The sequence below is a fragment of the Pedobacter sp. Leaf170 genome, assembly GCF_920984665.1.
Lineage (GTDB): Bacteria > Bacteroidota > Bacteroidia > Sphingobacteriales > Sphingobacteriaceae > Pedobacter.
This window is the reverse complement of the sequence record NZ_CAKLBP010000006.1, coordinates 286323-299011: the sequence shown is the minus strand read 5'-3', so window position 1 is coordinate 299011 and position 12689 is coordinate 286323. Positions and strand designations below refer to the sequence as shown.

General features: G+C 35.3%; 9 protein-coding genes. 6 read left to right on the top strand and 3 right to left on the bottom strand.

The features are described 5' to 3' along the window. Positions 1 to 30 precede the first annotated feature (30 nt). Genes LUA90_RS15545 through LUA90_RS15530 form a run of 4 tightly spaced genes read left to right on the top strand, consistent with a single transcriptional unit; the run spans position 31 to position 6229 of the window. Entirely contained in the window at positions 31 to 1866 is a 1836-nt protein-coding gene (locus LUA90_RS15545) for a beta-galactosidase family protein (protein WP_231491566.1), read from the top strand. 3 nt (positions 1867 to 1869) lie between these two features. Further along, positions 1870 to 2184, top strand: a complete 315-nt coding sequence (rhaM, locus tag LUA90_RS15540) for an L-rhamnose mutarotase (RefSeq protein ID WP_231491564.1) — start codon at positions 1870 to 1872, stop codon at positions 2182 to 2184. Positions 2185 to 2225: 41 nt separating this feature from the next. Further along, the gene (locus LUA90_RS15535) at positions 2226 to 4208 is read left to right on the top strand and encodes a glycoside hydrolase family 127 protein (RefSeq protein WP_231491562.1); all 1983 of its coding nucleotides are present in this window, start codon (positions 2226 to 2228) and stop codon (positions 4206 to 4208) included. 29 nt (positions 4209 to 4237) lie between these two features. Beyond that, positions 4238 to 6229, top strand: coding sequence for an alpha-L-arabinofuranosidase C-terminal domain-containing protein (locus tag LUA90_RS15530; protein WP_231491561.1), 1992 nt, complete (start codon positions 4238 to 4240; stop codon positions 6227 to 6229). Positions 6230 to 6252: 23 nt separating this feature from the next. Here LUA90_RS15530 and LUA90_RS15525 read toward each other — a convergent pair whose 3' ends face one another. Further along, entirely contained in the window at positions 6253 to 8334 is a 2082-nt protein-coding gene (locus tag LUA90_RS15525; RefSeq protein WP_231491560.1) for a hypothetical protein, read from the bottom strand. Positions 8335 to 8740: 406 nt separating this feature from the next. Continuing rightward, positions 8741 to 9130 carry a RagB/SusD family nutrient uptake outer membrane protein gene (locus tag LUA90_RS15520; RefSeq protein ID WP_231491559.1) on the bottom strand — a complete coding sequence of 130 codons (390 nt, stop codon included), beginning with the start codon at positions 9128 to 9130 and terminating at the stop codon, positions 8741 to 8743. Between the two features lie 320 nt (positions 9131 to 9450). Between LUA90_RS15520 and LUA90_RS15515 the strand changes: the two genes are divergently transcribed. Beyond that, entirely contained in the window at positions 9451 to 9891 is a 441-nt protein-coding gene (locus LUA90_RS15515; RefSeq protein WP_231464961.1) for a response regulator, read from the top strand. Between the two features lie 316 nt (positions 9892 to 10207). Here the strand turns inward: LUA90_RS15515 and LUA90_RS15510 are convergent, their stop codons facing one another. Beyond that, entirely contained in the window at positions 10208 to 11098 is an 891-nt protein-coding gene (locus LUA90_RS15510; protein WP_231491558.1) for a 1-aminocyclopropane-1-carboxylate deaminase/D-cysteine desulfhydrase, read from the bottom strand. Positions 11099 to 11657: 559 nt separating this feature from the next. On the opposite strand from LUA90_RS15510, the gene LUA90_RS15505 reads away from it, so the two are divergent. Next, complete coding sequence (locus LUA90_RS15505) at positions 11658 to 12686, top strand: RluA family pseudouridine synthase (RefSeq protein WP_231491557.1); 1029 nt, start codon at positions 11658 to 11660, stop codon at positions 12684 to 12686. Positions 12687 to 12689: the final 3 nt, after the last annotated feature.

The window sequence follows — 12689 nt, the reverse complement described above, 5'->3', positions numbered from 1 at the left end:
GCTAAAATTCTTTTGCCAAAAAATCTATTTATGAACACATTAAAAAAATACATTTTCTTGCTTGTGGTTTTGTGTATTTCAGCATCAGTTTATGCTCAAAATGCTCAGCACAGCTTTAAATTAAGCGATAATAATTTTCTATTGGATGATAAACCTTTCCAAATCATTTCCGGAGAAATCCATTATCCGAGGGTACCAAAAGAAGCCTGGAGAGATAGAATGAAAATGGCGAAGGCGATGGGCTTAAATACCATTGGTACTTACGTTTTCTGGAATTTACACGAACCACAAAAGGGCAAGTTTGATTTTTCAGGTAACAACGATATTGCTGCTTTTGTAAAAATTGCCCAAGAAGAAGGCTTATGGGTTATCTTAAGGCCAAGCCCTTACGTTTGTGCCGAATGGGAGTTTGGTGGCTACCCTTACTGGTTGCAAAACGAAAAATCGCTTGTGGTTAGAAGTAAGCAGCAAGAATATTTAAATGAATATAAAAAATACATCAACGCTGTTGGAAAACAACTTGCCCCATTACAAGTAAATCATGGTGGTAATATTTTAATGGTTCAGGTAGAAAATGAATATGGTTCTTTCGCGGCAGATAAGGAATATTTAGCCATCAACAGAAAGATGTTTATAGAAGCTGGTTTTGATGGTTTATTATACACTTGCGATCCTGAGGTTGATATTGTAGGCGGTCATTTAAACGGTTTGCTACCTGCAATTAATGGTCAGGATAATCCTGATAGGGTAAAAGCTGCAATTAACAAATACCACAATGGCGTTGGTCCGTACTTTATAGCTGAATGGTATCCGGCCTGGTTCGATTGGTGGGGTACGCCGCACCACACGGTTCCGGCTGAGCAATACACGGGCAAATTAGATTCTGTATTAAAAGCAGGCATTTCTATAAATATGTACATGTTTCATGGAGGAACAACGAGAGGATTTATGAATGGCGCAAATTATAAAGATACCTCGCCTTATGAGCCTCAAATAAGTAGTTACGATTATGATGCACCGTTAAATGAAGCCGGTAATGCAACAGAAAAATTTAAACAGTTTAGGGCAGTAATTCAAAAACACTTGCCTAAAGATGTTAAACTTACGGCCATTCCGGCGGCTAAGTTGGCAATTTCTATTAAACCTTTTCAGCTTGATAAAAAATATTACGTGTTTAATAACCTTACTACCGGTGTAGAAAATGCTAAGCCGCTAACGTTTGAAGATTTAAAGCAAGATTATGGCTACATGCTTTACCGTACGCAAATAACTGGGGGTAAAAAAGGTTCACTTAAAATCAATAAATTGAGAGATTATGCAATCATCTTTATCAATGGTAAACAGGTTGGTATTTTAGATAGGAGGTTAAATCAGGATAGCCTAAGCCTTGATTTGCCAAGCGGAAAGCTACAGTTGGATATTTTTGTAGAAAATATGGGGCGGATTAATTTTGGTAAGTATTTATTAGAAAACAAAAAAGGTATAACCGAAAATGTTTCATTTAATGGCGCTGTAATAGAAAATTGGAAAATGTTTAGTTTGCCTTTCAGTAATGTAGAAGGTTTTGCCAAAAAGCAATCGACTAATACATCTAACTTCGGACCAACATTTAGCACAGGGTCTTTTAAACTTTCAAAAACCGGAGATACTTATTTGGATATGCAAAATTGGGGTAAAGGTGTGGTTTGGGTTAACGGACATAATTTGGGAAAATATTGGTCAATTGGTCCGCAACAAACTATTTATGTTCCTAAAGAATGGTTGAAAACGGGTGATAACAGCATTCAGGTTTTAGAATTACTAAATGATAAGGCTGCAACAATCACGGCGATAGAAACGCCAATTCTTAATTCCCTTAAAAAATAGCAAATGGAGCGGATTGCCTTTAAAATGAAATTAATAAAAGGTTTTGAAGAGGAGTATCGAAAACGACACGACGCTATCTGGCCGGAATTGTCTGCTTTATTAACAGAAACAGGTGTATCTGATTATTCAATCTTTTTAGATAGAGATAATGCTGAGCTGTTTGCAGTACTGAAAATTCACAATTCAGTATTACTAAAAGCCTTGCCAGCACAACCTGTTATGCAAAAATGGTGGGCTTATATGAGCGATATTATGGAAACCAGTGCAACTAATGAGCCGCTTTCTTTCCCTCTGGAAGAAGTTTTTTATCTTAAATAAATTTTTGCGCTCCACTTTACACGATGATTTAAAAACAAAAGATGAAAAGGATTTTTATTTTTTTGGTATTGATTGCGAACTTATCGCATGCGCAAAACCTACAAGATTATACTATAAAACCAATAGAATTTACGAAGGTAAAATTGCTTGATAAGTTTTGGCTGCCCCGTATCGAAACAAATAAATTAGTAACCATACCAACATCTTTTGCCCGATGTGAAAACACCGGAAGAATAAAAAATTTTGAAATGGCCGCCTCCAAAACCGGTAAGTTTTGTACAACTTTTGTTTTTGATGATACGGATATCTACAAAACTATAGAAGGCGCCTCTTACTCACTGGCTGTATATCCTGATAAAAAATTAGAAGGGTACATCGATTCATTAGTTGTGGTTATAGCAAATGCTCAAGAACCTGATGGCTATTTGTATACAGCTAGAACAATTAATCCGGCTAATCCACCATCGTGGTCTGGTAAACAACGCTGGGTAAATGAAGGAAATATGAGTCATGAGTTGTATAATTCAGGGCATTTAATAGAATCAGCTGTTGCGCATTACCAGGCAACCGGAAAACGTAATTTATTAGATATTGCAATAAAAAATGCCGATTTGTTGGTTAATACTTTTGGAGAAGGTAAACTGGCAGTAGCACCCGGACATGAAATTATAGAAATGGCTTTGGTGCGCTTATATCGTATAACATCAAACGAAAAATATTTAAATCTGGCCAAATTCTTTATCAACCAAAGGGGCATTAAAAAGTACGATACCAAAGATTCAAACCCATGGAAAAACGGTGCTTACTGGCAAGATCATTTACCAATAACACAACAGGCAGAAGCAGTAGGCCATGCAGTTAGGGCCATGTATTTATATGCAGGCGTTGCGGATGTAGCTGCCTTAACAGGTGATAAAATGTATGTAGCTGCAATAGATAAAATTTGGGATAACATGTGCAGTAAAAAAATGTATGTTAACGGTGGTATTGGTGCCGTACCAGATGGAGAACGTTTTGGAGATAATTATGAACTTCCAAATGCTACTGCCTACAACGAAACTTGTGCCGCCATTGGCAATGTATACTGGAACCAGCGCATGTTTTTACTACATGGAAACTCTAAGTATATTGATGTGATGGAGAAGGTAATGTATAACGCTCTGTTATCGGGCGTGGGCTTGGATGGTAAAACATTTTTTTATACAAATGCAATGCAAATTTTTGATGGACCTAAGCATAAAGATGTAGAGCCTGGTCGTTCTGGATGGTTTGAATGCTCGTGCTGCCCAACCAATATGTCGCGTTTTTTACCCTCATTAAGTGGTTATATTTATGCGCAAACTCAAAATCAGGTTTACATTAATTTATTTGTTGCAAGTTCTACCAATTTAAATATTGGCAATCATTCGGTTAGTATCACTCAAAAAAATAATTACCCATGGGATGGAAATTTAAACTTTGATATTGAACCTACTGTAGCTACAAATTTTGCATTAAAATTCCGCTTACCGGGATGGGCCAATAACGAAGCTATACCTTCTGATTTATACAAATTTCAGCAAAAAAATCAAGGTAAATTTAGTATCAAACTAAACGGAAAAGCAGTAAAATATAAGCTCATTGATGGTTATGTTACTATCGAAAGAACTTGGCAGCCTGGAGATAAAATTGAATATGTTCTTCCAATGGAGGTAAAAAATGTTATAGCAAATGATATTCTGAAAGAAGACATGAATAAATTGAGTTTTCAACGCGGGCCAATAACATATTGCGCTGAAGCTGCCGATAATGTAGCTAAAATAAGTGCCTTAGAAATTCTTGAAACCCAAAAATTTAAATATGCATATCATCCTGAACTATTAAACGGTGTTGTACAATTAGAAGGTAAAGCGCATTCAAAATCTTCAACTGAAAATAATAAAGACGTTGCTTTAAAGTTAATTCCTTATTATGCCTGGGCAAACAGAGGTTTAGGCGAAATGAGTGTTTGGTTCCCGGTTTCCATATTAACATCTGGAAATTAAAGACTTATCTATAAAAAAAAATATTTCTAATGACAATCCATTCAAATTTAAAGTATTGGTTTTGCAGTGTTATTGCGATTAAGTTTTTTGCAGTATCATTTGTCCATGCTCAAAATCATCATATCATAAACTTGGAGACGGATAAAAGCATTGCCAAAGTGCAGCCAAATATGTGGGGTGTTTTTTTTGAGGATATTAATTTTGGGGCTGATGGTGGCATTTATGCAGAATTAATTAAGAACAGGTCTTTCGAATTTGCGAAGCCATTAATGGGTTGGTCTATCGTTAGAGATAAGCCGCAAGAAGGCGAAGTTTTGGTTGTTAATCGCAAAGAAGTAAATCAGGCAAACCCAAGGTATTTGCAAGTGCACAAAAACACTACCGATTTTGAACTTGTAAATGAAGGTTTTAAAGGAATTGGTGTAAAAAAAGATTTGAGTTATAATTTTTCTGTAATGTATCGCCAGGCAAAAGTTGGCGTTACCATGGTTTTACAGCTTAAGGATGAAAATAATAAAATTATCGCTCAGGGTGATTTTAAACCCGATAATATTGGTGATGGATGGCATAAACAATCGCTAAGTTTTGTTGCGACAGAAAGTAGTGCAAGAGCCAAATTTTCTATTGTATTTAAAGGCAATGGCCATATCGATTTAGATATGATTTCATTATTTCCTGGAGATACCTGGAAAAACCGACCTCAAGGTTTAAGGGCTGATATGGTTCAGTTGTTAGCAGATATGAAGCCAGGTTTTATCCGTTTTCCTGGTGGATGCATTGTAGAAGGCACCGATTTAGCTAATCGGTATCAATGGAAAAATACAATCGGACCAATTGAAGGTAGAAAAATGATTGTAAACCGGTGGAACAATGAATTTGCTCATCGCCCTGCGCCAGATTATTACCAAAGCTTTGGCTTAGGTTTTTTTGAGTATTTTCAATTGGCAGAAGATATAGGCTCGGATGCATTACCGATTTTAAATTGTGGTATGGCTTGCCAGTTTAATTCTGGCGAAGTGGTTGCGCTCGATGAATTGCAGCCTTACATTCAGGATGCTTTGGATTTAATTGAGTTTGCCAATGGCAATGCTTCTACCGTTTGGGGTAAAAAAAGAATTGAATTAGGGCATGCAAAACCTTTTAATTTAAAGATGTTAGGCGTAGGAAATGAGAATTGGGGTCCGCAGTATATGGAGCGTGTGGCTTTGTTTAAGGCTGCAATCAAGGCAAAGTATCCAAACATCAAATTAATTTATAGCTCTGGCACCGACCCAGAAGGCGATCGTTTTAACCTGCTCGATAATTACTTAAGAAATGAAAAGGCAGATTTTATCGATGAGCACTACTATCGCTCGGCAGAGTGGTTTCTAAAAAACGCCGGTCGGTATGATAATTATCCAAGAAATGATACCAAAGTTTTTGTAGGGGAATATGCTGTACATGCTGATAAAAATTTAACTGGTAAGGAAAAGAATAACTGGCAAAGTGCGTTGGCTTCTGCATCGCTCATGACAGGTTTAGAGCGTAACGCCGATGTTGTTCAAATGGCATCGTATGCACCACTTTTTGCTCATGTAGATGCATGGCAATGGGCGCCTGATATGATTTGGGTTGATAATTTAAAATCGTACGGAACACCAGATTATTATGTACAAAAGCTTTTTTCTACAAATAAAGGTACCGATGTAATAGCTATAACTTTAAATGGAAAAAATATTACCGGGCAAAATGGATTATATGCATCATCGGTATTGGATAAAACCAAAAAAGAATTAATAATAAAAATTGCAAATAATGCTGCGGAAGAGCAGCATATTGATTTTACTCTGCTCGGAAAGGCCAAACTAAAATCAAAATATTCGATAGAAACGATGAGCGATGATAATTTAAATCAATTGAATTCTTTTGAAAATCCTTTAGCGGTTAGTCCGCAAAAAAGTATTTACAATATGAAAGGTAAAGGCCTAAATGTTCGCTTAAAACCTTATTCTTTCAATTTAATTAAAATCGGGCTGAACTAAAAAAGAAATGATTTGGCTGGAAATTACTCCAGCCAAATCATTTGCGTAAAAGCACCATTGGCTGCTATGTCCCAAGCCTCTAATCTTACCCATTTTTTCCCTTTTAAATTAACTTTCCAACTATAATCTTTCTGGCCAAAAGCGCTCGTATCATTCAAATTAAAGCGTTCCCGATATATTTCTTTTCCATCACCCGAAACAATTTCTGCATAATTCATCGGGAAAGTCCAATCCAGTTTCAGCTTAATTAATGCATTACCCGCATCATCTAATTTTAAGGCTTCGCCTGATTTTTTATTATTGATGCTAAAATTTGGAATCACAACTTCTCCGGTAGATACAAAGAATTTCCCTTTTCTAAGTGCATCTAAAACGGGTTGCCAACCTTGCTCGAAATTTGGTAGCTTGTCCATTTCCAGATAATTAACATTTAAGTGCGCATACATTTCATTCTGATGTGTAATTGTAAAAATATCCGCTTCTGATAATACATGTTTTTTTAAGCCCCAGTTGGCCATATCATCGTATAATTTTAAAACACGCTGGCTTAATGTAGCAATAGATAAATCTGCAGGGATTGCTTTCCAGGCTGCTCCTAAATAGGTGTCTGATTTAAAAAATGCTTCTTCTTTATAATTATCAGGATAACCTGTTGATGCTTTCGTGCGTGCATGAGCAGTCCAGGCTAAGCCATTTTCCAGCTCCAATAATTTAAGCATTTCTTCTTTATTCGCAACGCGATAAACTTTCCCAAGCCTGGCTACATCTGTAAGAAAAGGTTCTTCAGCTTTCCGCGACATAATCCAATAAACCGGTTTCGGGAAAAATGCAAGCCAATGGCCACCATAAAAGTTATTGGCTTCTTCTCCGGGTAACAACAGAAAGGTTGAATCAGAGAGTCGTTTAGTTTGTTCAAATAGCGATTTTAGCTCCTTTATTCTTTCAATTTCAGGTCCTTTAGGATGGCCCGGTCCATGAAACTCTGCAAGCTTTACAATATCTAAACCGTGTTTTTTAAGCACATCTACAAATTCAGGCTTTTCAGGAATTTCCTTACCAGATAGTGCCACATCGCTAATAAACTCATTATGAAAATGAGTAGCCAAAGTTTTGTAGCCCTTAACCGGTTTAAATTTATCACCATGTGTAAATAGTTTTACTTCATCAAGCGTTTTTGTCGCATCATCAGTATCTATCAAGCAGAAAAAATTAAGGCGTTGTTCGGTTTTTGGTGGCGCATTAAACCAAGGCACATATCTTTTATCGCCTAATGGATCTTGCCTTGTACCCATTCCAAATTCTGGTATCAAATTATGAAAATTTTTGCCGTACCAAGTGAATTTCAGATTGAATGCTTCATCCAAAGGATAAAAATATTGGTGCGGTGCAGGGAATAAAGCCAAACTGCCATTATTGCTTTCTCCAATTATGGTTCTGTATTTAACTTCTAAATTTCGGCTGGTATCGCTAGCGGTTGGTTTGCTCGATTGCATTTTATCATCGATATCAGCCCATGCCATCGATTTCCATAAAGCTTTTTTATTAACTAAACCTGCATCATAAAGAATTGCCGTAGAATCTGTTTCTGTAGATAAAACTGCTGCCACATTAAATAACGGACTGCCACTATATAAGGTAATTTCTATATTGCCCTTAAATCTATCTGCATTTGCACCGGCAATGGTAACGATAGTATGTTGTCCGTTTGTTGATATTTTTGCACTTTTCTTCGCAATATCAACCGCATAAGATTTATAAGGTTTTCGAGGTACTCTATCGAAAAATACATCCCAACCACCGCTTGATGGGCTAAGTGTACGTTTACCAATTGTAAGTACAAATGCCGGGTCTAATCCCGCAATAATCTCTTTAAATTTATTGCCTTTTCCTAACTCGATACTTTTGAATAACGGATTTTTTTCATCCAAATCTAATTGTATTCTTCCTACACCTTTTTCGCCGGCAGGCCAGCTTAAAGTTATTATTTTTTGATTTACGGTAGCAATTGCGCCATTTTTCTTAAAACCTGATAAATCTACAAAGGGTTTTTGAGCAAGCAAACTATGGCTACTTAGCAGAAAAAAAAATAAAATAATGTTTTTCATAGGTAGGTGAATATTAAATGCCTTTTGGCAAAATACTTTGGTTAGCAGGGTTTATGTTGCAATTGAAGGTAGATTTCAAAAGCGATTTGGCTAAAGTTAATTAGTTATGGAAACTTTTGGGCATAATGAACAAAATTGAGACAAATGAGCAAAAGGTTGAACAGTTTTAGTGTTTTAATTTAGAGAACATATTAAATCTATTTTATCTATCATTATTAGATGAGAACTTAATTGGGTTTTGAAAGTATGTATAAGCAGAAACATTTGTGAAGAGTAGGGTGATGGCAATTTAGATTTTTATGCTAATGAAGCATCTTTATAAAAATAATGGCTCTTTACATATTAATGAAAAAATCCATTTTAGCATTATCGGGTTAATGAAAATCTATTTATAACCTTCATTCTGCTATATATTCGGATATACATTCATTTCTGCCAATGGAATTGGCAAAATTGTTTTATTTGAATTTGTAGGAATAGGAATGGTAATACCTCCGGTACGATATTTAGTAAAACCTAATCTATTACGGGTTAAGTCGAACAAACGATGACCCTCAAAAGCAAATTCTTTACGGTTTTCTACTAAAATTAGGCTTTGCAAAGCTGCACGGGTAGCAGTTGTTTTTGCCACAGATGCATCAGCACGCTTTGCAATTACATCCAAATTTGCTGCAGCTAATGCATCTTTTCCTGTTTGTTTGGCCCTCGCCTCAGCACGAATTAAATAAACTTCTGATAAACGAATCACTTTAACACCTTCCTCAAAAATTTTAGTGTTATTATATTTCGTTATCACATTTGCCGAATTTTAAGCACTTGTTCTGCTTGCTCTATTCATGAAGCCATTTCGTACGTCAGCATTGGTATATAAAATATACAAATCATCTGTTGCCAAACCATTTCCATAACTAGATGCTTGGAATAAAAATGCAGCTAAACGGTCAGTGCCTAAGTTACCGGTACACTTATATTTTGGAGGTTTTAAAATTCTTTCCGAATAAAAATGAATAGAATGGCTACAAAAATTTGATAAATTGATTTTATCTTCGTTTGGATATCAATAAAACATTTATGTTGATATAAAATCAGATCGAAAAAATTTTACTTAAAAGTTTTATGAAACGTAAAAGGGCAATAGTTATAGATGATGATAAACTGGTTTTGTTTATTCATAAAATAATGATTGAAGATTGCCGACCGGTTTGGGATACAGATTATTTTCCCGATGGGCAATCTGCCTTAAATTATATAAATGCCCAGGCATCAGCAGAAATTAATTTCCTGATTTTTCTTGATATAAGCATGCCCGGTTTAAGCGGTTGGGAAATACTTGATGAATTAGAAAAAAATCCTTTCTATGATCAAATATTTGTTGTGCTGGTTACGGCATTTAACAGTGTTGAAGATAAAACTAAATCTGCAAAATATAAGCAGGTTAAAGCGCACCTGGCCAAACCATTTAAAACAAATGATTTTAACTCATTGAAAGCCATTGATGAATTAGCTCAGTTTTTTGAAAATGATATTATAAATAAAGATGTTGATTTAAAAACTTAATATAAAAAGCATTTGTAAATCAATACCCAAAGCAATATATTTGAAATAAGAATTTTGCAAACAGCTGGCTTTATGTCTGCTGCTCCATTAAATGCTAGCCGATTGTCTTGAATAAAACTTCATTTTTAATTAAAGGTCGATTTTATTTCGCTTAAGCCCTTGGTTGTGTTTATTGAATACATGCTGAAGATGATTGCTCCCTTTTTTAACCCAGGTTATAAAACGACAATCTCTTCGCGAACTTTAAGCCCATTGTGTCAATGGGCTTTTTTTATTTAAACATTTATTGCTCAATTGATTATTGTTAAATATGAGCTTATTTAATAGTTGATGAGATAGTAAATTTATCTTTCATTCCGAAAATCCCCATTAGGCCGCCAGAATGTATGGTAAGTATTTTGTCGTTGTGTGTGAAGTAATTATTTTTCTGCAAATCAATAACTGCATAAAACATTTTAGCGGTATAAACCGGGTCAATTAATAAACCGGTGCTCGAGGTAAATTTCTTTATGAAGCTGATAAGTTCTGGGGTTGTTTTTGCGTAACCACCGAAATGATAATCTGTATGCAATACTAAATTTTCGGTGTTCGAAACATATTTAGAAATCTCGTTCTTTATAAAATCTCCACCCTTTAAAACAGGTATGATGTTTAGTTTAGTTTTAAGTTTATGATTTAAAATGCCTTTTAATAGACCTGCTGCGGTAGTTCCGGTTCCGGCGGCGCAAAAAATGTGTGTATAGGGTTCTAATAATTCGTCGATAATTTCTGCACAACCTAAAGTGGCCTGCAAAGACGCACCTCCTTCATCAATAAAATAGGCGTTTTTATCATCGCCGAAATGTTTTTTAAATAAAGATTTTTTGTCTTTGTAAGCTTCTCTATCGATAAAAATTAAATTCATTCCGAATAGGGTACAAAGTAGTAGCATTTCATTTTCAACACGCTCTCCACGAACAAATGCTGTAGAAGTTAGGCTGGCTTTTGCTGCTACAGCAGCGGTTGCTAAAAGATGATTGGAATAAGCACCACCAAAGGTTACTAAATGATTTTTAGCTTCTTTTTCAGCGCTTTGAAGTATGTACTTTAACTTGCGCCATTTATTACCAGAAATAAAAGGATCGATTAAATCATCTCGTTTAACATAAAGGTTGTTAAACGGAGCAAGCTTTATTTGCTCTACTGGACTGTATATTTTTTCAAACACGTGTAAAAATAAAAAACACCTGCTAATGGCAAGTGTTTCTTTTGTTCTTTTAGCCGGGTGATTACTTAAAATATATCTTTCTTACTAGATAAGGAAAGAAATTTAGAACAATCTTTACATTTTGGGTAAAATTTTTCATAGGATTTTTGTTTTACTAATAGTTGAGAGCAAATAATAAGCCAAACATTAATTCTTGGCAAATTGTTTTTGATTTGTTAATATAAACTTAATGCGCATTTATTTAATTCTGCATCAGCATCTTAAAAATGCGCTACCTCTCAAATAAAATTGAATAATGAGTATTTTTTTAGAGTAAGGTGTTGGGGTAATATTTGCACACCTAAATGAAAATGGAGCGTTTGTTTCATGGAGCTGTTATGTAATTTATATGCGAAGATACGATTCATTTAGGTTAAAATGCTAATAATCAAAATATTTAACATAAACGTAATGCGAATAGAAGCATAAATAAGCTAAACATACCCCGCTAACATATTTCTTTGTTTTTTCTGTGATCCTTAATTCAAATTTTATCCACTTAAAAACATATTTTTGCCTAATGGAAAATATTGCCGAATTGCAAGAATCAGAAGAACAAGAATTATATGAACACTTAAAAATTATTGTCGACAAAGGGCAGTCGCTGCTGCGAATAGATAAATTTTTAATGGTTCGTGTAGAAAATGCTTCTCGCAATCGCATTCAAAATGCAATTGATGCCGGTAATGTTTTAGTGAATAAAAAGCAGATTAAACCAAGCTACAAGGTTAAACCTTTGGATGAAATTTCTGTTGTTTTGCCTCATCCGCCACGCGATACTGAAGTTTATCCGGAGGATATTCCACTTGATATTATTTACGAAGACAGCGATTTGCTTGTGGTAAATAAAGTTGCTGGAATGGTTGTTCACCCTGGCTTTAATAATTATACAGGGACGCTTGTTAATGCTTTGGCATTTCATTTTGAGCAACTTCCACAATTACCGGGCAACGATGGCCGCCCGGGTTTGGTGCATAGAATAGATAAAGATACTAGCGGCTTGTTGTTAATTAGTAAAAATGAAAAATCGATAACTCATTTGGCACGCCAGTTTTTTGATCACAGCATCACCAGAAAATATATTGCTTTGGTTTGGGGCGATATTGAGCATGATGGCACGGTTAATGGTTACATTGGGAGAAGTGTAAAAGACAGGCGGGTTATGGATATTTACGATGATGAAGAGAAAGGTAAATGGTCTGTAACACACTATAAGGTTTTAAAACGTTTAGGCTATGTTACATTAATCAGTTGCGAATTAGAAACCGGGCGTACGCATCAAATAAGGGCACACATGCAGCACATTGGTCATCCGTTATTTAACGATGCCATGTATGGAGGCGATAAAATTTTGAAAGGAACAACCTTTAATAAATACAAACAATTTGTAGATAACTGTTTCGATTTATTGCCCCGCCAGGCGCTACATGCGCAAAGTTTAGGTTTTATTCATCCTACAACAAAAGAATATATGTTTTTTGAATCGCCATTGCCTGCCGATTTTAAAGCAGCATTAAACAAATGGGAAAATTATATCGCGGCATCTTAAAAT

What these genes read in the sequence shown, in the direction of transcription:
- LUA90_RS15545 (WP_231491566.1), top strand. Translation starts at nt 31, where the DNA reads ATGAACACATTAAAAAAATACATTTTCTTGCTTGTGGTTTTGTGTATT.
- rhaM (WP_231491564.1), top strand. Translation starts at nt 1,870, where the DNA reads ATGGAGCGGATTGCCTTTAAAATGAAATTAATAAAAGGTTTTGAAGAG.
- LUA90_RS15535 (WP_231491562.1), top strand. Translation starts at nt 2,226, where the DNA reads ATGAAAAGGATTTTTATTTTTTTGGTATTGATTGCGAACTTATCGCAT.
- LUA90_RS15530 (WP_231491561.1), top strand. Translation starts at nt 4,238, where the DNA reads ATGACAATCCATTCAAATTTAAAGTATTGGTTTTGCAGTGTTATTGCG.
- LUA90_RS15525 (WP_231491560.1), bottom strand. Translation starts at nt 8,334, where the DNA reads ATGAAAAACATTATTTTATTTTTTTTTCTGCTAAGTAGCCATAGTTTG.
- LUA90_RS15515 (WP_231464961.1), top strand. Translation starts at nt 9,451, where the DNA reads ATGAAACGTAAAAGGGCAATAGTTATAGATGATGATAAACTGGTTTTG.
- LUA90_RS15505 (WP_231491557.1), top strand. Translation starts at nt 11,658, where the DNA reads ATGGAAAATATTGCCGAATTGCAAGAATCAGAAGAACAAGAATTATAT.